Origin of the sequence: Kribbella sp. (assembly GCF_035687465.1) — a bacterium.
In the GTDB taxonomy this organism is placed as follows: domain Bacteria; phylum Actinomycetota; class Actinomycetes; order Propionibacteriales; family Kribbellaceae; genus Kribbella.
The window spans coordinates 22045-46387 of sequence record NZ_DASRXP010000588.1 but is presented as its reverse complement, the minus strand read 5'-3'; the positions used below and the strand labels follow the sequence as shown (position 1 = coordinate 46387).

General features: G+C 68.5%; 28 protein-coding genes. 17 read left to right on the top strand and 11 right to left on the bottom strand.

Annotation, left to right across the window (positions count from 1 at the left end):
* Positions 1-35 precede the first annotated feature (35 nt).
* Together VFG33_RS31285 and VFG33_RS31280 are read right to left on the bottom strand one after the other, a co-directional pair.
* Positions 36-260 (bottom strand): hypothetical protein, encoded by a 225-nt coding sequence (locus VFG33_RS31285; RefSeq protein ID WP_325056591.1) that lies wholly within the window; start codon positions 258-260, stop codon positions 36-38.
* Between the two features lie 20 nt (positions 261-280).
* Positions 281-910, bottom strand: a complete 630-nt coding sequence (locus tag VFG33_RS31280) for a helix-turn-helix domain-containing protein (protein WP_325056590.1) — start codon at positions 908-910, stop codon at positions 281-283.
* A gap of 194 nt (positions 911-1104) precedes the next feature.
* Between VFG33_RS31280 and VFG33_RS31275 the strand changes: the two genes are divergently transcribed.
* From VFG33_RS31275 to VFG33_RS31265, 3 genes are all read left to right on the top strand, one after another.
* On the top strand, positions 1105-1470 hold the full coding sequence (locus VFG33_RS31275; RefSeq protein WP_325056589.1) for a hypothetical protein: 366 nt from the start codon (positions 1105-1107) through the stop codon (positions 1468-1470).
* 95 nt (positions 1471-1565) lie between these two features.
* A complete protein-coding gene (locus VFG33_RS31270; RefSeq protein WP_325056588.1) occupies positions 1566-2861 on the top strand; it encodes a methyltransferase in 1296 nt (431 codons plus the stop codon).
* The gene (locus VFG33_RS31265) at positions 2858-3952 is read left to right on the top strand and encodes a YjiK family protein (RefSeq protein ID WP_325056587.1); all 1095 of its coding nucleotides are present in this window, start codon (positions 2858-2860) and stop codon (positions 3950-3952) included. Before VFG33_RS31270 ends, VFG33_RS31265 begins: the two co-directional genes overlap by 4 nt.
* Before the next feature lie 242 nt (positions 3953-4194).
* Here the strand turns inward: VFG33_RS31265 and serC are convergent, their stop codons facing one another.
* Positions 4195-5319: a phosphoserine transaminase gene (serC, locus tag VFG33_RS31260; RefSeq protein ID WP_325056586.1), complete on the bottom strand. Its 1125-nt coding sequence runs from the start codon at positions 5317-5319 to the stop codon at positions 4195-4197.
* Between the two features lie 122 nt (positions 5320-5441).
* On the bottom strand, positions 5442-6275 hold the full coding sequence (locus VFG33_RS31255) for a phytanoyl-CoA dioxygenase family protein (protein WP_325056585.1): 834 nt from the start codon (positions 6273-6275) through the stop codon (positions 5442-5444).
* 196 nt (positions 6276-6471) lie between these two features.
* Here VFG33_RS31255 and VFG33_RS31250 point away from each other — a divergent pair, with 196 nt between their 5' ends.
* A complete protein-coding gene (locus VFG33_RS31250; protein WP_325056584.1) occupies positions 6472-7221 on the top strand; it encodes a helix-turn-helix domain-containing protein in 750 nt (249 codons plus the stop codon).
* Here VFG33_RS31250 and VFG33_RS31245 read toward each other — a convergent pair whose 3' ends face one another.
* Entirely contained in the window at positions 7222-7896 is a 675-nt protein-coding gene (locus tag VFG33_RS31245) for a DUF2293 domain-containing protein (protein ID WP_325056583.1), read from the bottom strand.
* Between the two features lie 64 nt (positions 7897-7960).
* Complete coding sequence (locus VFG33_RS31240; RefSeq protein WP_325056582.1) at positions 7961-9076, bottom strand: citrate synthase 2; 1116 nt, start codon at positions 9074-9076, stop codon at positions 7961-7963.
* 117 nt (positions 9077-9193) lie between these two features.
* Here VFG33_RS31240 and VFG33_RS31235 point away from each other — a divergent pair, with 117 nt between their 5' ends.
* The 4 genes from VFG33_RS31235 (at position 9194) to VFG33_RS31220 (ending at position 12147) form a co-directional block, all read left to right on the top strand.
* Complete coding sequence (locus VFG33_RS31235; protein ID WP_325056581.1) at positions 9194-9895, top strand: hypothetical protein; 702 nt, start codon at positions 9194-9196, stop codon at positions 9893-9895.
* A 44-nt stretch (positions 9896-9939) separates the two neighbouring features.
* Positions 9940-10569 (top strand): pyridoxamine 5'-phosphate oxidase, encoded by a 630-nt coding sequence (pdxH, locus tag VFG33_RS31230; protein ID WP_325056580.1) that lies wholly within the window; start codon positions 9940-9942, stop codon positions 10567-10569.
* 322 nt (positions 10570-10891) lie between these two features.
* Positions 10892-11185 (top strand): hypothetical protein, encoded by a 294-nt coding sequence (locus tag VFG33_RS31225; protein ID WP_325056579.1) that lies wholly within the window; start codon positions 10892-10894, stop codon positions 11183-11185.
* The gene (locus VFG33_RS31220; protein ID WP_325056578.1) at positions 11185-12147 is read left to right on the top strand and encodes an SPFH domain-containing protein; all 963 of its coding nucleotides are present in this window, start codon (positions 11185-11187) and stop codon (positions 12145-12147) included. The genes VFG33_RS31225 and VFG33_RS31220 overlap by 1 nt, the downstream gene beginning before the upstream one ends.
* Positions 12148-12162: 15 nt before the next feature.
* On the opposite strand, the gene VFG33_RS31215 is transcribed toward VFG33_RS31220, so the two are convergent.
* Both VFG33_RS31215 and VFG33_RS31210 read right to left on the bottom strand, forming a co-directional pair.
* Positions 12163-12477: a hypothetical protein gene (locus tag VFG33_RS31215; RefSeq protein ID WP_325056577.1), complete on the bottom strand. Its 315-nt coding sequence runs from the start codon at positions 12475-12477 to the stop codon at positions 12163-12165.
* A 61-nt stretch (positions 12478-12538) separates the two neighbouring features.
* Complete coding sequence (locus tag VFG33_RS31210; RefSeq protein WP_325056576.1) at positions 12539-13273, bottom strand: hotdog fold domain-containing protein; 735 nt, start codon at positions 13271-13273, stop codon at positions 12539-12541.
* A 214-nt stretch (positions 13274-13487) separates the two neighbouring features.
* Between VFG33_RS31210 and VFG33_RS31205 the strand changes: the two genes are divergently transcribed.
* The 5 genes from VFG33_RS31205 (at position 13488) to VFG33_RS31185 (ending at position 18046) form a co-directional block, all read left to right on the top strand.
* Positions 13488-14114, top strand: coding sequence for a TetR/AcrR family transcriptional regulator (locus VFG33_RS31205; protein ID WP_325056575.1), 627 nt, complete (start codon positions 13488-13490; stop codon positions 14112-14114).
* An 84-nt stretch (positions 14115-14198) separates the two neighbouring features.
* Entirely contained in the window at positions 14199-15167 is a 969-nt protein-coding gene (locus tag VFG33_RS31200) for an ROK family protein (RefSeq protein ID WP_325056574.1), read from the top strand.
* Positions 15164-16294: an N-acetylglucosamine-6-phosphate deacetylase gene (gene nagA, locus VFG33_RS31195; RefSeq protein ID WP_325056573.1), complete on the top strand. Its 1131-nt coding sequence runs from the start codon at positions 15164-15166 to the stop codon at positions 16292-16294. Before VFG33_RS31200 ends, nagA begins: the two co-directional genes overlap by 4 nt.
* Positions 16282-17196 carry a 1-phosphofructokinase family hexose kinase gene (locus VFG33_RS31190; protein ID WP_325056572.1) on the top strand — a complete coding sequence of 305 codons (915 nt, stop codon included), beginning with the start codon at positions 16282-16284 and terminating at the stop codon, positions 17194-17196. The genes nagA and VFG33_RS31190 overlap by 13 nt, the downstream gene beginning before the upstream one ends.
* Positions 17197-17209: 13 nt before the next feature.
* The gene (locus tag VFG33_RS31185; protein ID WP_325056571.1) at positions 17210-18046 is read left to right on the top strand and encodes a class II fructose-bisphosphate aldolase; all 837 of its coding nucleotides are present in this window, start codon (positions 17210-17212) and stop codon (positions 18044-18046) included.
* Here the strand turns inward: VFG33_RS31185 and VFG33_RS31180 are convergent.
* Genes VFG33_RS31180 through VFG33_RS31170 form a run of 3 tightly spaced genes read right to left on the bottom strand, consistent with a single transcriptional unit; the run spans position 18043 to position 20374 of the window.
* The gene (locus VFG33_RS31180; protein WP_325056570.1) at positions 18043-19098 is read right to left on the bottom strand and encodes an ABC-2 membrane transporter-related protein; all 1056 of its coding nucleotides are present in this window, start codon (positions 19096-19098) and stop codon (positions 18043-18045) included. The genes VFG33_RS31185 and VFG33_RS31180 overlap by 4 nt on opposite strands.
* On the bottom strand, positions 19095-19985 hold the full coding sequence (locus VFG33_RS31175; protein ID WP_325056569.1) for an ABC transporter ATP-binding protein: 891 nt from the start codon (positions 19983-19985) through the stop codon (positions 19095-19097). The genes VFG33_RS31180 and VFG33_RS31175 overlap by 4 nt, the downstream gene beginning before the upstream one ends.
* Complete coding sequence (locus VFG33_RS31170) at positions 19982-20374, bottom strand: GntR family transcriptional regulator (RefSeq protein WP_325056568.1); 393 nt, start codon at positions 20372-20374, stop codon at positions 19982-19984. Before VFG33_RS31170 ends, VFG33_RS31175 begins: the two co-directional genes overlap by 4 nt.
* Positions 20375-20515: 141 nt before the next feature.
* On the opposite strand from VFG33_RS31170, the gene VFG33_RS31165 reads away from it, so the two are divergent.
* The 4 genes from VFG33_RS31165 (at position 20516) to VFG33_RS31150 (ending at position 24291) form a co-directional block, all read left to right on the top strand.
* Positions 20516-21229: an iron-dependent transcriptional repressor DtxR gene (locus VFG33_RS31165; RefSeq protein ID WP_524538159.1), complete on the top strand. Its 714-nt coding sequence runs from the start codon at positions 20516-20518 to the stop codon at positions 21227-21229.
* A 118-nt stretch (positions 21230-21347) separates the two neighbouring features.
* Entirely contained in the window at positions 21348-22121 is a 774-nt protein-coding gene (locus tag VFG33_RS31160) for a class I SAM-dependent methyltransferase (RefSeq protein WP_325056566.1), read from the top strand.
* A 62-nt stretch (positions 22122-22183) separates the two neighbouring features.
* Positions 22184-23575, top strand: coding sequence for an aminodeoxychorismate synthase component I (gene pabB, locus VFG33_RS31155; RefSeq protein WP_325056565.1), 1392 nt, complete (start codon positions 22184-22186; stop codon positions 23573-23575).
* The gene (locus VFG33_RS31150; protein WP_325056564.1) at positions 23572-24291 is read left to right on the top strand and encodes an aminotransferase class IV; all 720 of its coding nucleotides are present in this window, start codon (positions 23572-23574) and stop codon (positions 24289-24291) included. Before pabB ends, VFG33_RS31150 begins: the two co-directional genes overlap by 4 nt.
* Positions 24292-24343: the final 52 nt, after the last annotated feature.

Here is a 24343-nt window from a genome sequence, read left to right as displayed (position 1 = left end):
GGCCCGCCGTTCCCCGAGGACCCGTCGGATCCCGTCTAGCTCCGCAGGATGCCGGACAACCCGGTACTGCGACGGCGTGGTTGCGGTTCGAGGTGGTTCGCGAGGTGCCGTAGTACTGCGGCGAGGTGGTGCCGGGGGCCGGTCGAACCAGCCGCGCGACGGGTTGCCTTGTCCTGTCGGCGCAGGGCGTCTGTCTCGGCGGCGCGGAGGCGGTCGGCAACTCGGCACCGGGCGACCTCTTCGTTCTCGCTGATCATCATCTTGCTGCTCCTCTCGGTGGTCAGGTCCGGGTTTCGCGGGGGTAGGCATGAAGCTGGACGGAGACCTGCTCGGTGCCCTCGGGCAGCGGGGCGGTCAGGTCCGTGGTGCGGTACTTCTCCAGGACGTCCGTCACCTCGGTCATCATCGTTTTGAGCTCGGCCGCGGTGAGGTGAAAGATGTAGTCCGACAGCAGGGTGGCGTCGCGCCACTCCGGGGACAGCGTCTGCAGGCTGTCGATCGCGCGGAACGTGTTCTCGGCGTAGGTCTGGGCGAGGCCGTGCAGGAAGCCCATCGCCAGATCCGGCTCGGTCTCGAGCATCTCGGCAGCGTCGAACTCGGTCCCCTGGTGAGCTGCCTTCCACCACCGGTCCCGCGCGTTGCCGCGCTGGTCGTCCTCGACCACGAGTCCGGCCTCAGCCAGCTGCCTCAGGTGGTAGCTGGTGGCCCCGCTGTTCACCCCGAGTCGGGTGGCGAGACTCGTCGCGGTCTGCGGTCCGTAGACCCGCAGCAACCCCACCATCCGGTTCCGCATCGGATGCGACAGCGCTCGCAGTACTCGCGCATCCATTCGAACCGTTCCGCCACCTACGGCCAGGCCCTCTGCCTGCTCTGCCTGCGCCTGTTCCGCCTGGCTCTGTTCCTCGCTCATGCCAACGATGCTACGACTGCAAAGACAGTTTGCAAAGAGATTTTGCAAACTGCCTTTGTGGTTCTTGTGAGTTGTCCACAGATCTGAAGTCGTCGTCGGGAGCGGCGGGGAAGAGCGGCATCTTCTCTGGTGAGAAGGGAACCGGATGCGGCCACGGTGGCCGGGCGGCCCGCTCTGAGACGGAGGTATGGACCATGGTGCGGGTGATGCTCGAGGACGCCGACTACTGCGACGTCCCAGCCGATCTGATGACGTTCGACGACGGCATCGTCGTCTTCTGGCGCGACGGCGAGGAGGTGGGCCGGCACCGCCAGGCCAGGATCCGCGCCCTCGAGGTGCTGGGATCCCGCTCGACGGGCCGCCGGATCGAGGAGGCCCGCAAGAACTACCCGAACGCGTATCGCGGCTGGACCCAGGAGCAGGAGGACCTGCTCACCGAGCTCTACAAGAACAACGCCACCAAGGGTGAGCTGGTCAACGCACTCGGTCGCCAGCCGGGCGGTATCGAGACCCGCCTCCGCAGCCTCGGGCTGCTGTCGGAGGACGAGAAACTCAGATGATCCGCGCTCGACTGCAGTCCGGGCGAGGTGGGAACGGAGGGTGATCCAGCGAGACCGTTTTGTGATGCGGTGGAGCAGTCGGCGACAATGGCGCGATGCAGTCAAACACGGCCCCGCGCCGGCCCGCGCCCCAGCCGAACCAGGCGGGCCCCGCGGAGCAGCCGGGCCGGCCCGACGAGGCCGACGAGTCCGGGGCGCTGGAGTCGGTGCGGGCTGTGCTGCTGGACGAGAAGTCGCTGGTCAGGGCAGTCGGATCAGGTCGGCGCCGGGGTGCGGAGCCACCTGCGTACCAGCGGGTCGAGTTGCGCTACGTCGACCTGAAGGGCGGCCGGCACCTGCAGATCACCGAGTACGACGACCGCCAGGCCCACACCCGCAACGTCCCCGCCGACGATCCGGCGGTCGGGCGGGCGGCGGATGAGCTGCTGGGGGCGTCGTACGGGAACTGGCATGTGGAGACCACGGCGGAGACGCTGCGGCTGCGGTACACCAAGAAGGGCAAGCTGCTGCTGCACCGGCAGAGTGACAGCCGGGAGCAGCAGACGGACCACGACCGGACGAAGCAGCGGGCACTGGATCCGGCGGCTCCGTTCCTGATCGAGCTGGGCATCAGCGACCACCTCGGCCGGGTGAAGCCGTCGCGGCAGTCGAAGTACAAGCAGATCGACGAGTTCTGCAAGCTGCTCGCGCCTGCGCTGGACGAGGCGCTCGCGGCTGGGCGGATCGAGTCGGGCCGACCGCTGCAGGTGGTCGATCTCGGCTGTGGGAACGCGTACCTGACTTTGGCGGCGTACCACCTGCTCACGGCGGCCGGGCATGACGTACGAATGACTGGTATCGATCGCACCCCCGCGGCGCGGTCTCGGAACTCCAAGAGAGTGGCGGCGCTGGGCTGGCAGGACCACCTGCGGTTCGTCGATGCGACCATCGCGGACGCCCAGCTGGAGTTCCAGCCGGACGTCGTGCTGGCCCTGCACGCCTGCGACACCGCCACCGATGACGCGCTGGCCCGGGCGGTCGGCTGGGAGGCGCCGTTGATCCTTGCGGCCCCTTGCTGCCATCACGACATCCAGAAACAGCTCAAGAGCGTCGAACCACCGCCGCCTTACGGGCTTCTGACCAGATATGGCATCGTTCGGGAGCGGTTCGCCGACGTGTTGACGGATTCGTTGCGCGCGGCAGTACTACGGCAGGTCGGATACCGGGTGGAGGTGGTGCAGTTCGTGGACAGCGAACACACGCCGCGCAACTTGCTGCTGCGAGCTGCCCGGACCGGAGCAGCCGCGGGGCCCGAGGTCCGGGCGGAGTACGACGCGCTGGTCGGCGAGTGGCAGGTCAAGCCACGGCTGGCGGCGCTGGTCCTTGAACCCGACCGCGAGGCGGTGTCTTGAGCAAGCTGGGGAAAGTCCTGACCGTGACCGCGGTGGCCCTGCTCAGTCTGGCGGGCACCGCTGTCCCTGTTCGCGGCGCTTCTGCGGCAGGTCAGCCGCCGGCAGCCGACCCGCCGGCGCCGAAGAAGATGTTCACCATCACCGACGATCGGGTGGACGAGTCCTCGGGGCTGGCCAAGAGCCAGAAGTACGAGGGCATCTGGTGGACGGTGAACGACTCGGGTGACACTGCCCGGGTGTTCGGCATCGACACCAAGGGCAAGGTCCAGGCGGTGCTCAGCTTCAGTGCGCCGGTGAAGGACGTCGAGGCGATCGCGGTGGATCGCGACGGGACGATCTACATCGCGGACATCGGTGACAACAAGTCCAACCGCGACATGATCGAGGTCTACACGATCCCCGAGCCGGAGGAGTTGGCCGACGAGGACAGCGTGAAGTTCCACCGGTACGACTTCGAGTACCCGGACGGGGCACACGACGCGGAGACCCTGCTGGTCGAGCCGACCACCAACCGGCTGTACTTCGTCACCAAGGTGGCGAAGGGCAAGGCCGGCTTCTACTCGGCGCCCGAGGAATCGTCCCGGGAAGGGACGAACCCGCTCACCAAGATGGCGGACGCACCGGCCGGAGTGACCGACGGCACGTTCATGCCGGACGGTAAGCAGGTGGTACTGCGCAGCTACGTGGACGTCGCCACGGTCGCCTGGGGCGAGAAGCCGAATGTGGTGGGCCGCGGTGCCGTGCCGCTCGCCCAAGGTGAGTCAGTGGCGGTCGGTCCTTCGGGCAGCGACCTGCTGGTCGGTAGCGAAGGGTCGAACTCGGTCGTCTACCAGGTCCAGGTCCCGCCACGTAAGGCCGCAGCTACTCCGACCTCGACCCCCAAACCGGCACCGGCCTCGGACAGCAGCAGCGAGCCCAAGTCGAACCACAACCTCCGCTGGATCCTGATCGGCGCAGCCCTCTTCGCCCTGATCATCACCATCGTCACCTTCCCCGCCGGCCGCCGCGAACGCCACGACCGAATGGCAGAAAACGCCCGCCTGACCGGCCAACCACCCCCCGACCGCCACCGCCGCAGAACCTCCGTCTAGCCGGCACCCGGCTTCGCCGCCCACCGCTCGGCCGACCTGCCCGGGCGCCGCGGACTCGCGCAGGCGTCGCGGACCCGCGCAGGCGCCGCGGACTCGCGCAGGCGTCGCGGACCCGCGCAGGCGCCGCGCGGTTCCGTCGCTTGACGCCCGGTGAGACCACCGCGCCCGCCCTGCCGGGCACGCCCCGCTTGGACATGCGACAGCCGCCGACCGGTTTGCTTGGTCGGCGGCTGTCGGGGGTGTTAGCGGAGGGCGTCGACCGTGAAGTCGATGGCCTGGGTGAGCTTCTCTACGTCGTCCGGGTCTACCGCGGGGAACATCGCGACGCGGAGCTGGTTGCGGCCGAGTTTGCGGTAGGGCTCGGTGTCGACGATGCCGTTCGCGCGCAGCGTCTTGGCGACCGCGGCGGCGTCGATCGACTCGTCCAGGTCGATGGTGCCGATGACGAGCGACCTGGCGTCCGCGTCCTCGACGTACGGCGTGGCGTAGTCGGACTTCTCGGCCCAGTTGTACAGCCGGTTGCTGGAGTCCGTGGTGCGCGCGACGCTCCACTCCAGCCCGCCCTGGCTGTTGATCCAGTCGGTCTGCTCCGCCATCAGGAACAGCGTGGCAAGCGACGGCGTGTTGTACGTCTGGTTCTTGCTGGAGTTGTCGATCGCGGTCGCCAGGTCCAGGAAGGCCGGGATCCACCGTCCGGACGCGGTGATCTCCTCGACCCGCGCCAGCGCCGCCGGCGACAGGATCGCGATCCACAGCCCGCCGTCGGAGGCGAAGCACTTCTGCGGCGCGAAGTAGTAGACGTCGGTCTCGCTGATGTCGACCGGCAGACCGCCCGCGCCGGAGGTGGCGTCGATCGCCACCAGAGCACCCGCGTCAGCTCCCTCGACCCGCTTGACCGGTGCCATTACCCCGGTGGAGGTCTCGTTGTGCGGCCACGCGTAGAGGTCCACGCCGGCCTCGGCGACCGCGACCGGACGGCTGCCCGGCTCGGACTTGATCACGCTCGGCTCGCCCAGGTGCGGCGCGAGTTGCGCGGCCTTGGCGAACTTGGAGGAGAACTCACCGAAGCTCAGGTGCTGGCTCTTCTCCCGGATCAGCGCGAAGGTCGCGATGTCCCAGAAGGCGGTCGAGCCGCCGTTGCCGAGCACCACCTGGTACCCGTCCGGCAGCTGGAACAGGTCGGCCACACCCTGCTGCACCCGGCCGACCAGGTTCTTCACCGGGGCCTGGCGGTGCGAGGTGCCGAGCAGCTTGGCGCCCTCGGTCGCCAGGGCCGCGACAGCCTCGGGGCGCACCTTCGACGGACCGGCACCGAACCGGCCGTCGGCGGGCTTGAGTTCTGCGGGGATCTGAATGGCGCTGGTCACCAGCGTGTTCCCTTCGTCGTCTGGCTGGATCCTCGCCGACGACGCTGTCAGCAACCCCAGTCTTCCACACGCCCGACACACCACCCCAGCAGGCCCAAACCCCGGACCCCGGCCAGCTTCGTCTACTCGTGCTTGCGAGTGATCGTCTGCCGACCTGTCATCACAGCAATCGGTCCGCCCTCAGTGCTGACCCATTCGCCGCAAGCACCGCCACCTTCCGCGACGCCGAGTTCCAGCGGGCTGCCGTCCATCCGCAGTGCAGGGTGGTAGTACTCCGCGACCTGTTGTGCCTCGCCCTCGATGTAGTGCCCGATCAGCGCGCGCCGGAAGCGGTCCGTAGTCACATTAGGCGCACTGCCATGCACAAGAGCGCCATGGAAGAACAGCACGTCGCCCGGCTCCATCTCTACCGGTACTGCGGCCTCCGGATCCGGCAGCGGCACTGTCACATCGGTGAAGCTCACCTTCGTATCCGCCTTCTCCGTACACAGAATCGGCCACCGGTGACTGCCCGGCACCACTTCCAGGCACCCGTTCTCCCGGTCCACTCGGTCCAGCGCCATCCACGCCGCTACGCACGTACCGGGCTCCGCCTTCAGATAGAAGTTGTCCTGATGCAGCGCCTGCCCCCGCGACCCAGGCGGCTTGAAGTAGATCATCGTCTGCACCGCGTACGGCGACCTGCCGAGCAAGGTGATCATCACGTCGTCCAGGCGCTCGTCGATCAGCCACTGCAACGAAAGGTCATCCCACCGATGCATCTGGGCCATCCGCGGGTACCGCCGCAACGGATCCCGGCTGTCAGCCTGTACGCCGACCACGTCGCCCGGGTACGAACCACGGCGGCGCAGCGCCATGTAGTGCTCCCGAAGCCGCTCGACCTCGTCCGCGCCGAACAGGCCATGCGCCAACGCATAGCCGTTCACCTCGAACTCGTCCTTGAACGAAACGCTCATCCGTTGTCCTCACCCTTGACTCGACGCCAACCTGGCGCCACCGCCTACCATTTCCCTGGCAAGGCAATTCTCCGAGCCAACGACCCCGCGGAGCCACAGACGATCGACGCAAGGAGTTGAGCTTTTGACGCATAGCCCAGCTCTGACAACAGACGCTCCCCTGACGGAAGGCGCATCCCTGGCTCGAGGCGCCCCCTTGCACCTTGAGTTGCTGTCCCCGCCGACCTTCTGGCGGTGTGAGCCCAGCTGGTCCTGGGTTTCCCGCCCGCTGCCGAACTACCTCCTCTGGTGCGTGCTAGACGGAATCGGCCGGCTCGAACTCAACGGCGACACCTGCGACCTGGCCCCCGGGACCTGCGCGGTCTTCGCCCCCGGCGATGCACCCACCGCCAGTCACGATCCACGCCGGCGCCTCCTGGTGTTCGGCATGCACTTCCAGGCGACCCCCTCAGACGTAGTACCGGAGCAGCGGTGGTGTGACCTGCCGGACCGGGTACTGCTCGACGCGCTGGCCCGCAGCTCGGACACGGCGTACAGGCGAGGGGATCCGTTGGGGGAGCGGCAGGCCGAGCTGTGCCTGGAGCAGTTGCTCTGCCTGATCTGGGAGGCGGCCGACAGCCCGCGGAAGACTGCGTCCGACACAGCGATCGAGGAAGTTGCCCAGAGCATCCGTCAGGACCCCGGGCGCGAGTGGACCGTCCAGCAGATGGCCGCGGCGGCTGCCCTGTCGCGAGCCCAGTTCACCAGGAGGTTCGTGGCCCAGCACGGCACCGCGCCCGCGCAGTACGTGATCAAGGCAAGGATCGACCGCGCACACCAACTACTGACCGAGACCGGCATGACCGTCACCCAGATCGCCGCGGCCCTCGGCTACACCGACGTCCCCTACTTCAGCCGCCAGTACAAACAACACACCGGCCACTCACCCAGCAACAGTCGCTCCTGATCACCCGCGCCACTGCTCGAGCACCTCGTCGAGCTCCGCGCGGATCCGTTCGCGAGCGTCGACGCGGGATACGCCCGCCATCAGCAGTTCGTCGTACGGCGTGTCCTCGTGGCGAATGGATGCCACCACCGCCAGGGTCACCGCGTTCTCCTCGAGAGCGCGGCCCGCGGCTGATCGGCCGACCCGTCCACTGCTCCGCGTCCCGGCATGCCGCGCGATCGCTTCAGCCCGATCGGCCGGACAGCGCGGGAACAGCCGCGCGATCTCGGCCGCCATCCGCTGCTGGAACTCGACATCTTCGACCGCGCGCCTCGCACGAGCGCGCTCCCGCTGACGCTCACGGACGTCCTCGTCGGCGAGGCACTGCTCCTCGGCGACCTCCAGCGCAGGCTGCTCGACCAGCACGCCTTGCCGCTCGTACCGCTTACGCCGAGGGCTCCACCGGATGACGACAGCCGACAACGTGCTCGCCTTCCGCGCCCGCCGGGTCAACGCGGTGTTGCCCGACGGCAGGAACACGAGGTGGTCGAGATCAACACAGGAAAGGCAGTGCGGGGCATCGTCCTCGAGCCGCAGCAGCTCCGCCTCGGCCGTCCCGCAATCCGCACAGGTGAACGCCTTCAGCGGCGAGATCACCAGCAGCTCATCGGACTCCTGCTTCGGATGAGGACTCACCCCACAGAGCTTACGTCCGAAGAGCCGGGGGGCAGGCCCCTCAGTTCTTCGGACGTAAGGAGGGTCAAGCCCAGGAGTCGTTCCAGCCTTCGATGGCGGTGGCGGGGCGGGACGCCGGGCCGGAGTAGATGGCGGAGGGGCGGATCAGGCGGCCGGTGCGCTTCTGCTCGAGGACGTGGGCGCTCCAGCCCGCAGTACGGGCGCAGGTGAACATCGAGGTGAACATCGGCGGCGGGACCTCGGCGAAGTCGAGCACGATCGCGGCCCAGAACTCCACGTTCGTCTCCAGGACCCGGTCCGGCCGGCGTTCGCGGAGCTCGGCCAGGGCGGCCTTCTCCAGCGCCTCGGCGACCTCGTACCGCGGGGCGTCGAGCTCGCGGGCAGTACGCCGGAGAACACGGGCGCGCGGGTCCTCCGCCCGGTACACGCGGTGCCCGAACCCCATCAGGCGGTCGCCGGCATCGAGCAGTCCCTTGACGTAAGCCCGGGCGTCACCGCTCTTCTCGACACCCTCGATCATCGTCAGCACCCGGGCCGGGGCACCACCGTGCAGCGGACCCGACATCGCGCCGACCGCACCCGACAACGCCGCGGCGACGTCAGCGCCGGTGGAGGCGATCACCCGGGCGGTGAAGGTGGACGCGTTCATGCCGTGCTCGGCCGCGGAGGTCCAGTACGCGTCGACCGCCTTGACGTGCTTCGGATCGGGCTCGCCACGCCAGCGGATCATGAACCGCTCGGTGATCGTGGTCGCCTTGTCCACTTCGCGTTGCGGCACCATTGGTTGCCCGATGCCACGAGCTGCCTGGGCGACGTACGAGAGTGCCATCACGGCGGCGCGGGACAGGTCGTCGCGAGCCTGGATTTCGTCGATGTCGTACAGCGGCCGCAGTCCCCAGGCCGGGGCCAGCATCGCCAGCGCGGACTGGACGTCGACCCGGACGTCACCGCTGTGGACGGGGAGCGGGAACGGTTCGGCCGGCGGCAGGCCCGGGATGAAGGCCCCGTCGACGAGCAGGCCCCAGACGTTCTCGAACGGCACCCGGCCGACCAGATCCTCGATGTCGACCCCGCGGTAGCGCAGCGCCGACCCCTCCTTGTCCGGCTCGGCGATCTGGGTGTCGAACGCGACGACTCCCTCCAGACCATGCTGGACCTCGGTCTTCGGATCTGACGACATCTGTCCGTGACTCCTTTGTCAGGTTTTCGGCGCCCAGGCAGCATAGGCCCCGCGCCTCCGCCCGGAACAGTTGCCAGGACTGTGAGGGTGACCGCTTGGGCCATTACCCTCGCGGGCATGGCATCGAAGCCGAACCCCTGGATCGGACTGTTCGTCGGCGCTCTGGCAGCGTGGATCAGCACCGTCCTGGTCTCGCACGCCGGGACCAAGCTGAATGTGATCCTCATGGTCAGGCTCGACGATCGTCTCTCGGACAGCCTGCCCTGGGCTCTGTTGGTACTGGGTGTCGCAGTGGCGTTCGGCATCATCCTGTCGCTGCCGGTGATCTCCGCCGGGGCTCTGGTCGGGGCGGGCGCGCTGCTGACCGGCGTGGGACTCGCTGTGCAACTGCTGCCGATCCGTCAGGCCTTCGACCTGGCCAAGGTCTTCGAGATGCCTGGCGCGGATCGAGTCGGCGGCTACCTGGTGTGGGACGGCTCGGCGCTGTTCGTCGGCGCGATCCTGTTGGTGCTCGGCGTACGCCGCTGGATCGCTGACGCGAAGCAGACTCGACCACAGACGCAGGGTTACCAGCCTGGTTACCCACCCCAGCAACAGCCCGGTCCGTGGGGCGACTACCCGGGCCGGCAAGCCCCCGGACCACAGGACGGCCAGCCGTCGGGCTACCCACCGCAGGGCCCACCGTCGGGCTACCCACCGCAGGGCTACCCGCCGCAGGGCCAGCGGCCGCAAGGCCCGCCGCCGGGGCAGCCGACTTGGCCGCCGCAGGGTCAGCCGCCGACCTATCCGCAGCAGCCCGGCGGGACCTTCCCCGGCTGAGCGTGCCGCTGGCGACTAGGGTTTCGGGGGTGGACCTAGGAGAGATGCGGCAGACCTACGGGCTCGGTGAACTGCTGGAGAGCCAGGTCGACCCCGACCCGATCGTGCAGTTCGGTTCCTGGCTGGCCCAGGCCACCGAGGCCGGCCTGGCCGAGCCCAATGCGATGGTGCTCGCCACTGCGGACGCCGACGGGAAGCCCTCGGCCAGAACCGTGCTGCTGAAGGGCCTCGACACCAGAGGCTTCGTCTTCTTCACCAACCAGCAGTCCCGCAAGGCCGACGACCTCGCCGCCAACCCGTACTGCGCTCTGGTCTTCCCGTGGCACGCGATGGAACGCCAGGTCCGGGTCGAAGGCAGCGCCACCAAACTCCCGCAGGACGAGGTCGACGCGTACTTCGCCTCCCGGCCCCGTGGTTCCCAGCTGGGTGCATGGGCGTCGCAACAGTCCCAGCCGGTGGACTCCAGGGAAGAGCTGGACCTGCAGTACGCGTCGTACGAGCGGCAGTGGCCGGAGGGCACCGAGATCTCCACGCCGTACTTCTGGGGTGGCTACCGCATCGAGCCCCAGGCTTTCGAGTTCTGGCAGGGCCGCACCGGCCGGTTGCACGACCGGCTGGCGTACCGGCGTACCGACGCGACCTCGAAATGGGAGCTGGTCCGGCTCCAGCCCTGATCGGCCCGCAGGCAACCAGCGCAGAAGAACCAGGGCATAAAAAAACCCGCGAGCGCTTCCAGGGACACGACCGGGTGGCCGAACTCTGGGTCAGGCGGACTGACCTGACTGCCCGCGGGTCCGGTGGCGGCGCTGAACTGGCCGACCACGTGCCCACTAACTAGTGGTTGGCGGGTTAGCCCGCCGCCACCTCACGAGTCCGATTGCAATTCATGCGTTGGACCACCTCCCTTCGCGTGTACTCAGAACCTACGTCGCGGGCGTTCCACGTTCAACCACTTTTCGCCGACAGATGAACGCCCGCTCGTGATCCCCTGGGGACATGGTTCTCAGACTTGGCCTGCCCGTCCTGATCCTGCTCGTCGGAACCGCCTGGGTCGCGTGGTCGTCGTACCGCCGGGCCGCCGACGCCGAGCGGGCCGTGACCGAGCTGACAGCGGAGACGAAAGCGCTGCTCCAGCAGGTCCGGTCGCTCGAGAAGGCGGTCGCGGCTGCGGAGCAGGGGCTGCGTACGCTCAGCTCCCATCCGTCGGTGCCGCGCGACGTCGCGCTGACCGCGGACCTGACCCTCGCCGATGTCCGGCGACTCACCGAAGGCAAGGAGCTCGACCACTGATGGCAAAGCTGGGGACTGCGGCAGCGGTCGCGAAGGGCGGCAGTGTGAAGGCGAAGGTGATCGGCGGGGTGGTCCTGCTGGTCGTGGTGATCATCGTGCTCGCCAATCTCTTCAACTTCGCCGACACCGACGCGAACAAGATCGGACTGCACTACGGCGGCGGCGTGATCGAGGACAAGAAGTTCAAGTCGATCATCCCGCCCGGCTCGACGAACAAGCTGATCGGCCCCGGCGACACGGTCTACAGCTACCCGATCGACCAGCGGTCCTACATCATCGGCGGCGCCGGCGCGGACACAGAGGACGCCGACGAGGTCACCGTGGTCAGCAAGGACAACGTCCGGCTCGGCGTCCGCGTGCAGGTCTACTTCACGCTGAACCGTGAACAGCCGGTGATCCAGTCCTTCCATGAGCGGATCGGCCTGAAGACGGACGCCTACACGGCATCCGGCTGGGACGACATGCTGCAGTCCTACTTCCGGCCGCAGATCGACCGCGCGCTGGCCGCCGTCGGGACGAACTACAACTGGGCCGAGCTCTACAACAACGAGGCGAAGAAGTCGCAGTTCCAGACCGCCGCGGCCAAGGAGTTCACCCGGTTGCTGCCGGCCGCCGTCGGTGGCGACTACTTCTGCGGTCCGTCGTACACGGGCGGCAACGCCTGCGGTGAGTTGTCCTTCACGATCCAGAAGCCGACGCCGCTCGACAAGGGCATCATCGACGGGCTCGAAGCCAAGCAGCGCGCCGAGCTCGCCAAGCAGGCGCAGGAGCAGAAGAACCAACAGGTCAACGTGGAACTGCAGTCGGTCAAGCAACAGGTCGCGATGCTGGGCGCCCAGGGCTACCTACTGAAATCCGCCATCGAGTCAGGCAAGATCCAGTTCATGGTGATCCCCCAAAACGGCAACGTCACCATCCCCGCCCCAACCCTGCCCACAACCCCGCCCCAGGCCCCGCGCTGAGCCGAAGCCCTCGGGTCAGTCGCGGTCGTAGTGGCTTGGGGGGAAGGGGTGTTTCTCGGTGAGGGGGTAGAGCTCGCTTTCCTCGGTTTCGCGTTTGATCTCGGCCTGTTCTTCGGCGTAGTCCTCGGTTTGGGTCAGGTCGGTGGGGACCGGGTCGTCGGTGGCGGGTGGGACCTCGTCCGGGTCGTAGTCGTCCACGCCGGCCTCGACCCGCTCCTCTTCGGTACGGCGGGCCAGGGCGTCGTCGTCCGGGTGCAGGGACGGGGCGCCACCGTGTTCGCGCCGGTCGCGGTGGGCGTCTTCGGTGGGGTCGAACGGTTCCTGTGTCATCGCTGCCCTCCAGCAGTCCGTCTGGGTGTGGTCTCTCCCAGTGTGGCCCTCAGGATCCAGCTCAGTTGAAGAGGGCAGGGTCCACGCTGATCCAGGTGTGGACGGCACGCGCGAGGACGCGGCCGTCGGCGTCGTACAGGGTGGTGGCGGTGTGGGTCTTGCGGCCGTCCTCGGCCAGCAGTCGGCCCATGATCACGCAGGACTCGCCGGCCGGCGGACGGGCGTCGATGCAGGCAGTCATCTGGCCGAGGACCGACGGCCGTCCCTCCTGGTCGAGCGTCCAGCCGCCCGGACAGTCCAGCGCCGTCCAGATGTAGACGGGATCGATACGGCCGTCGGCACCGACCAGGTCCGCGGCGGGATGCCAGGTGCATGCCGTTCGGCCGTCGCCGAGCGCGCCGGGGCGGAGCCGCAGACCCTCGGCGTTCATCGGACCGCAGCCGAAGCAGTTAGGGAAGGGATGGTCCACAAGCCCCCGGTACGACGCTTCCGCCGCCCGCGCCTCAGCCGGCGAGACAGCGTCGATCGTGGCGTCGGCCAGGCTGTCCGCGGCAACGGTCACGCCCTCGGCAACAAGAGCATCCGCTGCCGACAAGTTGGCGTGGTCGCCGTCCACCAGCAGGTCGAGGTCCACGTCCATCGGCGGAGGTAACCGCAAGGTCACTCGCGGCACTGTGCCGTCCGGCGCGAGCTTGGCCAATGCCGCTCCGACCAGCCCCGCCGTGTAGCCACCATTGCCCGACTGCTCCGGTCCCCGGAACCGCCGTTCGATCCGCAGCACCTCACGCGCGCTCATAGGCAACGACCTTAGTGGCGCGTCGACAACAGCGCTCGCAGGGCACCAGTCGCCCCGAATTCGGGCAATTCGGAGGGTTTTCCCTGAAGTCTGGAGATTTACTGCGCTGATCACTCCTGTTCAAACGACCGTTTGAACTATGCTGACCTCAGGCTACGGCGCGTAAGCAGGTGGGGTGCCTGAACGGGTGGTGGCTGGGGGGAAGGAGAACTCTGTGGACACACCCGTGGAATCGACCCGGGAGAGGTTGCTCAACGTCGCCGAGCAGAGGTTCGGCGAGGGGGGTTACGAAGGAACCTCGCTGCGGGCCATCACGGTCGCGGCGGCCGCGAATATCGCGGCGGTGAACTATCACTTCGGTTCGAAGGAAGCGTTGTTGCGGGCCGCGGTGGCCCGCGCGATGGCGCCGGTCAACACCGAGCGTCGTCGTCGACTGGACCAACTGGAGGCCAAGGGCCGGCCGAGCGCCGAGCAGTTGATCAGGGCCTTCATCGAGCCAGGCCTCGATCTCGTACTGCGACGTGGCGATCGCGGCGCGATCGCAGCGAGATTCATCGGCCGGGTCGCGTTCGACCCGAGCCCTCGGATCCGGGAGTTGTACGCGGCGGAGTCGGATCCGGTCGAGGCGCGCTACCTGGCCGCATTGCAGGCGGCGTTACCGGAAGCGGCGCCGGAGTCGGTCGCCTTCGGCTACGTCAACATGCTGGGGCTGCTCGCGCTGCACCAGTCGCAGGCACTGACCCGGGCACCAGGGACGGAGGACCTCGATGATCCGGGCAAACTCGCGGAGAACCTGATCGCCTTCCTGGTGGCGGCGTTCGACCGGGGGCTGCGGGCCTGAAGGCGGCCGGGCGCCTGCCTGAAGGCGTCCAGAAAATGCTCACGGATGTTCGGACTGCCGGGTAACGCTGCATAATGGCGCTCCGTGGACCCCTGTGAAGTCGTGGTTGCCGTCGATCTCGGTGGAACCCGGATGAAGTGCGGCCTGGTCGCCGCGGACGGTGCCGTGCTGCACCGGGAGACCAGGCCGACACCCCGGGCTGTGTCTGCTTCAGGGGGCGGCGGCCGCGCCGTACTCGACGCACTGATCGAGACCGTGGTCGAACTCGGTCAGAAGGCCGCCGCGGACGGTCACCGGGTCCGCGCGGTCGGCGTCGTCGTGCCCGGCATCATCGACGCCGATCACGGCACCGCAAGCGCTGAGAATCTCGAATGGGTCCGTACACCGGTGCTCGCCGAACTGAAGGCGGCCATCGGGGAGGACCAGCCCATCGTGCTCGCCCACGACGTCCGCGCAGGTGGCTACGCGGAGCTCCGTCAGGGCAGTCTGCAGGGCACGACGAACTCGCTGTTCCTCCCGTTGGGTACAGGTATCGCCGCAGCGATGGTGGTCGACGGCTCGCTGGTGAGCGGCGACGGGTATGCCGGGGAGCTCGGGCACACCCGGTTCGTCCACGGGGACTCGGCCGAGCTCTGTGCCTGCGGGCAATGGGGTTGCCTCGAGACTGTGGCTTCTGCTGCCGCCCTGGCGCGACGGTACGGCGTACGGACCGGCAGGAGTGTGGACGGGTCACGGGAGGTGCTCGAACTGCTTGCTGCAGGGGATCCCGATGCAGCAGCCGTTTGGGACGAAGCACTGGCCGCTCTGGTCGACGCGCTGGTCCTCTACACGACGCTGGTTGCCCCGACCCGAATCGCTATCGGCGGCGGTCTGGTGGGAGCCGGTGAGACCTTGCTGGCACCGCTGCGCGAAGGTGTTGCTGCCAGGTTGACCTTCCAGCGCGGCCCGGAGATCGTGGCCGCCGTGCTGGGCGAGGAGGCCGGCTGTCTCGGTGCCGCGCTGATGGCCTGGGACCGGGTGACTGCTGACCAGAGCGGAGGGACGCCGGGATGACGACGTATCGCGTGGGCCGACTGGTCACGCCGGACGACGTACTGGAGAACGCCTGGATCCAGGTGGTGGACGAGGACATCCTCGCGTTCGGGCGCCGGTCGGACGGGATGCCCGCGGACGGGCAGCGCCCCGAGGACCTCGGCGACGTCACGGTGGTGCCCGGCTTCGTGGACATCCACACGCACGGTGGCGGCGGCGCGACGTACTCGACGACTGATCCGGAGGAGGCGCGCAAGGTCGCGGCCTTCCATGCGAAGCACGGCACCACGACGACCCTGGCCAGCCTGGTCACCGCGCCGCTGGACGACCTCGTCTCGCAGACTGCCTGCCTCGCCGATCTCGTCACCGACGGGGTGATCGCCGGAGTCCATCTCGAAGGGCCGTTCCTGTCCGCGGCCCGCTGCGGTGCGCATGAGCCCTCGCTGCTGCGCGACCCGGTCGAGGACGATGTGGCGAAGGTACTGAGCGATGCCGTGAAGATGGTGACGATCGCGCCGGAGCTGCCCAGTGGGCTCGATGCGATTCGCCAGGTGGTCGACGCCGGCGTGGTCGCGGCGCTCGGGCACACCGACGCGACGTACGACCAGATGATCGCCGGAGCCGACGCGGGAGCGACCGTGGCAACCCATCTCTTCAACGGGATGCGGCCGTTCCACCACCGCGACCCAGGCCCGGTCGGTGCGGCCCTGAACGATTCGCGGTTGCTGCTCGAGGTGATCAACGACGGCATGCACCTGGACCCCCAGGTGGTCCGGGTCGCGCTGGCCGCGGCCGGGGTCAACCGGATCGCCCTGATCACTGACGCGATGGTTGCCACCGGTATGCCCAACGGGCGGTACATGCTCGGCACCCTTGAGGTCGACGTCAAGGACGGTCTGGCAACGCTTGCCCACGGCACCCATTCGATTGCCGGCAGCACCTTGACGATGGACGTCGCCTTCGCCAACGCGGTAAAGGCCGGGGTCTCGCTCGTCGACGCGTCCCGGATGGCTTCCGGCACTCCTGCCGACGCGTTCGGCTGGTACAACGTCGGTGGCATCGAGACCGGCCGGCGCGCTGACCTGGTCCTGCTGGACGAGGAGTACGCCGTCCGCAAGGTGATGCGGGCCGGCGCATGGCTGGACTGATCGGGGCGGTCACCCTCAACCTCGCGCTGGACGTCACCTACGCCGTGGATGAACTGCTGGTCGGCGGCAGCCATCGGGTCACCGAGGTCCGGCAGCGGGCCGGCGGCAAGGGCGTCAACGTCGCCCGGGTGGCGGCCACGCTGGGACATCAGGTGGTCGCACTCGGGTTCGTCGGCGGCCTGACCGGTGAGATCGTCGCGGAAGAGTTGTTCGACGCGGGCCTGACCGCGTTGCTGACCCCGATCGCGGGGGAGACCCGCCGGACCGTTGCCATCGTCAACGGTGCCGACGGCGACGCGACCATCTTCAACGAGCAGGGCCCTGCCGTCTCGGCCGACGAGTGGCGTGCGTTCAACGACCGGATGCCGTGGGCGAGGTTGGGTGTGCTCGTCTGTTCGGGCAGCCTGCCGCCCGGGCTTCCCGCGGATGCGTATGCGGAACTGGCGGTTCGGGCTCGCCATCACGACGTCCTGTCGGTGATCGATGTCGGCGGTGATGCGCTGCTGGTCGCAGCAAGAGCGGGTGCCGTAGTTCGCGCCAACGCGGCCGAGTTGCGCGAGGCGTTGGGTGAGGTCGACGTGGAAGAGGGCGCAAGGCAACTGATCGACACCGGCGCCACGGCCGCCGTGATCACCGACGGACCACGCGGAATGGTTGCCGCTAGCAATAAGGGCGTCTGGCGCGCATCGCCTGTGGAACAAGTGGCCGGAAACCCGACCGGAGCCGGAGACGCCTGTACTGCGGTTGTCGCCGCGGCCGTCGCGGAATCACCTGAGCCCGACTGGTCCGAAGTACTGAAGAGTGCTGTGGCTGCGTCAGCCGCGGCCGTGCTGACACCGGTTGCCGGTGACATCGATCTGGCCGCCTATCGGCGCTGGCAGCCCCACGTCACCGTCAAGTAGGAGGAATTCGCTCATGCCGTTGGTTTCCGGAGCCGAGGTCGTGCTGGCCGCCGCCAAGGCCGGTCGTGGCGTCGGTGCGTTCAACGTGATCCAACTGGAGCACGCGACCGCGTTGATCGCCGGGGCCGAGCAGGTGGGCGCACCAGTCATCCTGCAGATCAGCGAGAACGCCGTGAAGTACCACGGCGCGCTCAAGCCGATCGGGGTGGCCACCCTCGCCGCGGCGTCGGCCGCCACCGTCCCGGTCGTGGTCCACCTGGATCACGCGATGGACCGGGACCTGGTCACCGAGGCAGTGTCGCTCGGCTTCACGTCGGTGATGTATGACGCCTCCAAGCTCGACTACGCGGACAACGTCGCGTCCACCACCGAGGTGACCGCCTTCTGCCACGAGCACGGCGTCTTCGTCGAGGCCGAGATCGGCGAGGTCGGCGGCAAGGACGGTGTCCACGCACCCGGTGCCCGCACCCGTCCGGACGAGGCGCTCGCCTTTGCCGAGGCGACCGGTGTGGATGCGTTGGCCGTGGCCGTCGGTTCCTCGCATGCGATGACGGAACGGACCGCAGAGCTGGACTTCGAGTTGATCGCGCGGCTGCGGTCCGTAGTACCGGTGCCGCTGGTTCTGCACGGGTCGTCCGGGGTGGCGGACGAGGACCTCACCCGTGCGGTCGAGGCCGGCATGACCAAGGTCAACATCGCCACCCACCTCAACAACGTCTTCACCGAGGTGGTCCGCCAGGTGCTCGCCGATCAGCCCGCCCTGGTCGACACCCGCAAGTACCTCGGCCCCGCCCGTACTGCGGTCGGGGCCGAGGTGGCTCGCCTGCTGACTGTGCTGAAGGCTGTCTAGGACAGATCGCGGCGGATCCGCCAGAAGCAGAAGCCGGTCAGAGCGAAGGCCAGGGCGAAGAAGATCCCTGCCTCGCGCCACTGCAGACCCCAGAACCGGCTGGCCGGGTGGTAGGTGATCAGTTGCCGATAGCCCTCATCCGCCAGCCGCTTGAAGCAGGAGTCCATGCTCGGCCGTGGCTTCGCTGCCTCGGCCGCGGGAAGACCCGGTGGAGGTGAGCCGCAGCTCGCGAGATAGCCCGGCAGGGTCGACTGCACCTGGCCGGAAGCGTTCACCGTGTTCTCGGAGAGCTTCCAGAAGCCGCTGCCCGGAAGCTTCGCCTCGACGCGCATCACCGTTGCGTCGTCCTCCGGACCCGACATCTGCAGTCCCCTCATGTTCTCCATCGTCACGATCACGGTGGTCTCGGCCGGCGTGATGAGGTGCGGACGGAGGAAGAAGGGCGAGAGGATCTGGACGAGGACGACGGCCGCCAGGGTGATGGCGATCGCGACCACACTGCGGCGGACCAGGAGCCCGATCGTGACGCCCAGCGCGAAGGCGAAGGCGGCGTACCCGATCGGGACGACGCCACGGCCGCCGAAGATCGTCGGCAGCAGCCGGGGCATGCTGAAGATGCCGGACTCCTCGCCGCTGCCGACCGCGTCGTCGATCGGGTCGCTCCACCAGGTGACCGCAAGGCTGAGCAGACCCGTGACGGCGACCGCGGTGAGTCCGGTCAGACCCACCTTGATCGCGAGCCAGCGGGACCGGCTGATGCTCTGGCTCCAGACCAGCCGGTGGGTGCCCGCTTCCAGTTCACGCGCGATCAGCGGCGCGCCCCAGAACGCGCCGATCACCGGCGGAGCGGCGTACAGCAGAGCAATGCCGGCCAGGTAGAGGATCTGGTTGATCTGGTCGTAGGCGGCCCGGCTGAGGAAGTCGGTCTTGTTGGACTGGTAGTTGTCGAGCAGGCCGGGGCCGGTGATCGCCAGAATGATGGCGAGCGCGGCGACGACACCGAGGACCACCAGTGCCTGCAGGCGGAACTGCCGCCAGGTCAGCCAGATCATCGTTGTACCTCCAGCAGCGGGCGGCCGTTCTGCTCGGTCGTCGTCGGGCGGCGGCCCATGTAGGCCAGGACCAGGTCTTCCAGGGTGAGTTGGGTGACCGTCCAGGCCGGATCGAGGATCGGCTGGTCGGTCCGGATCAGCAGGGTCGACTGCCGGTCGGTGTGGCTGGCCGAGATGACGAACTGGTCGGCGGGCAGGCTCTTCTCGTCGCGGCGAGGGCCGACCAGCCGGTGGTGCGTAGCCAGCAGGGTGTCGATCTCGCCGCTGACCTGGACCCGGGAGTCGACCAGCACGATCAGGTAGTCACAGGACCGCTCCACGTCGGACACCAGGTGCGAGGACAGCACGACGCTGAGCTCCTGCTCGGCGACCGCCTGCATCAGATCCTGCAGGAACTCCCTGCGGGCCAGCGGGTCGAGGGAGGCGACCGGTTCGTCGAGGATCAGCAGTTCGGGCCGCTTGGCGATCCCGAGGGTGAGGGCGAGCTGGGCGCGCTGGCCGCCGGAAAGCTTCCCGGCCCGCTGCTGCGGGTCGAGCCCGAGCTTGGTGATCCGGTCGCTCGCGATCGATTCGTCCCACCCGGGGTTCAGCCGGGCGCCGAGCTTGAGGTGGTCGGAGATGCTCAGCCTGCTGTAGGTGGGTGTGTCCTGCGCGACGAAGCCGATCTTCGTCATCTGGGTGCCGGCCGGCCCGCCGAGGACCTCGACCGAACCGGTGGTCGGGGTGAGCAGGCCGACGGCCAGGTTCAGCAGGGTGCTCTTGCCGGCGCCGTTCGGGCCGACCAGGCCGACCACTCGCCCCGTCGGCACCTCGATGCTGCAGTCGGTCAGCGCCCAGCGACGGCCGTACTTCTTGCCCAGTCCCTGGGCTCGCAGAGCGTCGGTCATGCTATTTCCTCCTGAGCGGCGGACCGAAAGGTTGTCTGGAAGAGTGCCTCGATGCTCTCTTCGTCGAGGCCGGCCTTACGGGCCTTGATCAGCCAGCGGCGGAGGTCCTGCCGGAGCGGACCGTGCGCGGCGAGCGTGGAGTCGGTCAGCGTTCGGGTGACGAAGGTGCCGCGCCCCGGACGGGCCGCGACGAGACCCTCGTGTTCGAGCTCGCGGTAGGCCTTGAGCACGGTGTTCGGGTTGATCGCCAGGGACGCGACGACGTCCTTCACCGTGGGCAGCTGGTCGCCCTCGCGCAGCAGTCCGAGCCGCAACGCGTTCCGCACCTGCTGAACGATCTGCTGGTACGGCGACACCCCCGACCGGCCGTCCAGATGGAACTCGATCATCGTCAACCCCATTCATCTAGTTAACTAGCACAATACGCCGCTGATGGGGGTGATGGTCAAGTACCGCCGTCGCACCGAATTTGAACCTCGCTTGAGGTGCTGGCAGAGGAGATTGGGTAAGGGTTGCCTACATAGGTGAGAATGGGTGGCGTGAGCGAGCTGATCGATACCACCGAGATGTACCTGCGGACCGTCTATGAGCTGGAAGAAGAAGGCATCCTGCCGCTGCGCGCCCGGATCGCCGAACGACTGCACCAGTCCGGCCCGACGGTGAGCCAGACGGTGGCGCGGATGGAGCGCGACGGGCTCGTCACGGTGGAGGGCGACCGGCACCTCGAGCTGACCGCTGTCGGCCGGATGCAGGCGGTCCGGGTGATGCGCAAGCACCGGCTCGCCGAGCGGCTGCTGGTGGACGTGATCGGGCTGGAGTGGGAGGACGTGCACGCCGAGGCCTGCCGCTGGGAGCACGTGATGAGCGACGCGGTCGAGCTCCGGCTGATGAAGATCCTCGACAACCCGACCGAGTCGCCATACGGCAACCCGATCCCGGGCCTGGAGGAGCTGCAGAAGGAGGGCCAGGCGACCGCGATCGGAGACTTCCGGATCGGCGTCGAGCCGCTCGACCAGGTGCTGGACCAGGCGACCGGTGTGGCGGTCCGGGTGCTGGTACGGCGGATCGCCGAGCCGGTGCAGACCGACGACAGCGCGATGGCGGTGCTCCGTCGGGCCGGTGCGTTGCCGGGCCGCGAGGTCGACTCCACGCTGGACGCGGAGGGTGTGCTGCTCGGCAGCCGCGAGGCCGGCGGTGTGATCAGCGACGAGACCGCGGGCCACATCTTCGTCAGCGTGGTCTGATTCCGCCTGAGCCCGGGGCCACCGATTGGCTTCCGGTTGTTCAGAGCTGCATTAAGAACGGCCACAGCCAGCTCTCGATGCTGTACTCGCTGTGGTCAGGCAGTAACGTCTGTCCACGATGTCTGAGAACGAGATCGACTGGCCCTGCTACCTGCGAGAGTTCCACACCGCGACCCCGGGTAGTACATCAGCGTTGTTGTCCCGAGCCGTGGCGGGGGATCACACCCCCTACCGCTGGCTGGTGCGAGCCGTGTCCGGAGAGGCTCGCCGGGTGCTCGACCTCGCCTGCGGGAACGGGCCGGTCGCGCGCGAACTGTCCGGCCGCCACGTGATCGGGGTGGACAACAACCCGGTCCAGCTGGCGGGCGCGCCCGGGCCGCGAGTGCAGGCCGACGCCCGGCACCTGCCGTTCGCGAACGAAGCCTTCGACGTCGTCACCTGCTCGATGGGGCTGATGGTGTTGCAGCCGCTGCCGGAGGTGCTCGCCGAGGCCGCCCGCGTACTGCGCCGCGGCGGGGTGCTCGCCGCGACCATCCCCGCCGTCCGTCCACTCCGCCGGGGCGATATCCGCACGCTCACCGGTCTGACGACACGGCTGAGGTCGGCGCCACAGTTCCCGGCCAGCGGTGAGATCACCGGGCTCAAGGAACAACTGCGCGGCGCCGGATTCGACGTGATGGAGAGCCAGCGCGAGCGGTACGCCTACACCGTGCGGTCGATCGACGATGCCCGCCTGATGGTCGGCGCCCTCTACCTCCCCGGCACCCCGGACCGCCGCCGCGAGTCGGCTGCCCACTGGCTGGCAGAACGAGCCGAAGCCCGCGACGGCCTCGAGGTCGCCATCCCAGTCCGCCGAATCACCGCCATGCGCACCAACCTCGCCCTCGCCTGACCCGACCGTTCGGTGGGTGGTTGGGGGGAGTAACCGGGGCGGCGAGTAGGTACGGTTCTGGTGTGCCTGCCCTGACCTGGTCGATCCGCCTGCTGGATCACGAGCTGGACGGCCAGTCGCTCTACCGCGAACTGCTCGCCGACGAGCCCGCGGCCTTCTGGCTGGACGGCAGCCTCGCCGACCGCGGCCGGCCCGGCGGAACCCATCCCCCCAGCGACCGCCGGGTCTCGGTCCTCGGTACGACGACCGGCGCCGGCGCGGAGGTCGTCGTACGGGATGTGGCCGATGGTGATGTCTTCGGTGAGCTGCGGGAGCTCCTCGCCGGCAAGGATCTGGGCGAGGTGCCGGAGTCGTTGCGGGATGTCTTCAGCGGTGGCTATGTCGGGTACTTCGGCTATGAGTTGAAGGCGCTGACCGGTGGTTCGGTCGCGCACGAGGCGCCGACGCCGGATGCCTTGTGGATCTGGGCGAATCGTTTCGCCGTCGTCGACCATGACCGGGGTCTGTCCTTCCTGGTGGCAGTCCACTCGCCCGGCGATCCCGAGGCCGCGGCCTGGCTGGACCGCGCCGAGAACTCCGCGGCCTCCTGGTCGATGGGTTCGGCCGCGCGGCCCGCGATCGCCGAGCTCGAGCTCGAGGCGCTGCTGGAGCAGGACCGGGAGACCTACCTGGCCGGGATCGACGCCTGCCGGCTCGCGCTGGAGGCCGGCGAGACGTATGAGGTCTGCCTGACGAACCGGGTCCGGCTGCCGGCCGTCGCCGACCCGTTCGAGTTCTACCTGTGGCAACGCGAACGCAACCCCGCGCCGTACTCAGCCTTCCTCCGGTACGGCCCGCTCGCGGTGGCCAGCTCGTCACCCGAGCGGTTCCTGACCGTGGACGCCGACGGCTGGGCCGAGTGCCGTCCGATCAAGGGCACGGCACCGCGTTCCGAGGATGCCGACCAGGACGAGCTGATCGCGAAGGGGCTGGCCGAGGACGAGAAGACCCGCGCGGAGAACCTGATGATCGTCGACCTGATCCGCAACGACCTCGGCCGGGTCAGCGAACCCGGCACGATCCAGGTCCCGCAACTGATGAAAGTCGAGAGCTACCGGACCGTGCATCAGCTGGTCAGCACCATCCGCGGCCGGTTGCGCGCAGGGGTGGATGCGCTGGATGCGGTCCGCGCCTGCTTCCCGCCCGGATCGATGACGGGAGCGCCGAAGATCCGCACGATGGAATTGCTCGACGAGCTGGAGTGGAGTGCGCGCGGGGTCTATTCGGGTGCGCTCGGCTATCTGACCGTCGACGGCCGGGCCGACCTCAGCGTGGTGATCCGGACCGCGGTGATGACGCCGGACCAGACCGTGGTCGGCGCCGGCGGCGCGATCGTGCTCGACTCCGACCCGGCCGACGAGTACGACGAAATGGTGCTCAAGGCAACCGCTACTCTCCACGGCAGGTCATCGTGAACTCCTTGCTGGTCGCTGATTCCTTCCTCGTTGCCAACGGCACCGTCCGCGGCCTGGACCTGCACCGGCATCGCTTCACCACCTCCTGCAAGGCGCTCGGCTTCGAGGGCGCGGGCGACTACTGGGACGACCACGTCACCCGCCTCCCCGGCTTCGGCCGCTGGTTCCCCCGCTTCGAACTCTGGTCCGACGGGTTGACGGATGACGGGCGGCGATTGGCGTTGCAAGCCCGTCCTGCGCCGCCGCAAGGTGGACGGGTGCGGGTCGCCGTCCATGAGGAACCGGACCCTCGTACCAGTCCGCGCGTCAAAGGTCCCGACCTGGAAATGCTCGGAGCCCTGAAGGCCGAGGCGGCCGCGACCCAGCACGCCGACGAGATCCTCCTGCTCGATGCCGACGGCACGGTGCTCGAAGCGGCCTACTCCGCCGTGGTCTGGTGGGAGGACGACACCCTCTGCACGCCACCCGCCGACCGCCCCCTCCTCCCGTCCGTCACCGTCGCGCTCCTCCGCGACCTCGCCACCACCCGCGGCATCGAGTCCGCCGAACGTTCCCGCACTCCCGCCGACCTGATGGACCGCGAGGTCTGGCTCCTCAACGCCCTGCACGGCATCCGCCCGATCCATGCCTGGAACGACGGCCCGATCGACCCCCTGCCCGCCTCCCACTCCACCGACTGGCAACACGCCCTCCTCGCCCTCTCCCACCCCCTCTAGTTCCCCCTTGCGTCCGAAGAACTGGCGGGACGTCCCTCCAGTTCTTCGGACG

Excerpts from the sequence above, each read along its gene's own strand:
- VFG33_RS31210 (WP_325056576.1), bottom strand. The coding sequence starts at position 13,273 with ATGAGCGCGCGTGAGGTGCTGCGGATCGAACGGCGGTTCCGGGGACCG.
- pdxH (WP_325056580.1), top strand. The coding sequence starts at position 9,940 with ATGCGGCAGACCTACGGGCTCGGTGAACTGCTGGAGAGCCAGGTCGAC.
- VFG33_RS31280 (WP_325056590.1), bottom strand. The coding sequence starts at position 910 with ATGAGCGAGGAACAGAGCCAGGCGGAACAGGCGCAGGCAGAGCAGGCA.
- VFG33_RS31170 (WP_325056568.1), bottom strand. The coding sequence starts at position 20,374 with ATGATCGAGTTCCATCTGGACGGCCGGTCGGGGGTGTCGCCGTACCAG.
- VFG33_RS31190 (WP_325056572.1), top strand. The coding sequence starts at position 16,282 with ATGGCTGGACTGATCGGGGCGGTCACCCTCAACCTCGCGCTGGACGTC.
- VFG33_RS31240 (WP_325056582.1), bottom strand. The coding sequence starts at position 9,076 with ATGTCGTCAGATCCGAAGACCGAGGTCCAGCATGGTCTGGAGGGAGTC.
- VFG33_RS31285 (WP_325056591.1), bottom strand. The coding sequence starts at position 260 with ATGATGATCAGCGAGAACGAAGAGGTCGCCCGGTGCCGAGTTGCCGAC.
- VFG33_RS31235 (WP_325056581.1), top strand. The coding sequence starts at position 9,194 with ATGGCATCGAAGCCGAACCCCTGGATCGGACTGTTCGTCGGCGCTCTG.
- VFG33_RS31220 (WP_325056578.1), top strand. The coding sequence starts at position 11,185 with ATGGCAAAGCTGGGGACTGCGGCAGCGGTCGCGAAGGGCGGCAGTGTG.
- VFG33_RS31185 (WP_325056571.1), top strand. The coding sequence starts at position 17,210 with ATGCCGTTGGTTTCCGGAGCCGAGGTCGTGCTGGCCGCCGCCAAGGCC.
- VFG33_RS31225 (WP_325056579.1), top strand. The coding sequence starts at position 10,892 with ATGGTTCTCAGACTTGGCCTGCCCGTCCTGATCCTGCTCGTCGGAACC.
- VFG33_RS31275 (WP_325056589.1), top strand. The coding sequence starts at position 1,105 with ATGGTGCGGGTGATGCTCGAGGACGCCGACTACTGCGACGTCCCAGCC.
- VFG33_RS31175 (WP_325056569.1), bottom strand. The coding sequence starts at position 19,985 with ATGACCGACGCTCTGCGAGCCCAGGGACTGGGCAAGAAGTACGGCCGT.
- nagA (WP_325056573.1), top strand. The coding sequence starts at position 15,164 with ATGACGACGTATCGCGTGGGCCGACTGGTCACGCCGGACGACGTACTG.
- VFG33_RS31270 (WP_325056588.1), top strand. The coding sequence starts at position 1,566 with ATGCAGTCAAACACGGCCCCGCGCCGGCCCGCGCCCCAGCCGAACCAG.
- VFG33_RS31215 (WP_325056577.1), bottom strand. The coding sequence starts at position 12,477 with ATGACACAGGAACCGTTCGACCCCACCGAAGACGCCCACCGCGACCGG.
- VFG33_RS31255 (WP_325056585.1), bottom strand. The coding sequence starts at position 6,275 with ATGAGCGTTTCGTTCAAGGACGAGTTCGAGGTGAACGGCTATGCGTTG.
- VFG33_RS31165 (WP_524538159.1), top strand. The coding sequence starts at position 20,516 with ATGGGTGGCGTGAGCGAGCTGATCGATACCACCGAGATGTACCTGCGG.
- VFG33_RS31160 (WP_325056566.1), top strand. The coding sequence starts at position 21,348 with ATGTCTGAGAACGAGATCGACTGGCCCTGCTACCTGCGAGAGTTCCAC.
- VFG33_RS31180 (WP_325056570.1), bottom strand. The coding sequence starts at position 19,098 with ATGATCTGGCTGACCTGGCGGCAGTTCCGCCTGCAGGCACTGGTGGTC.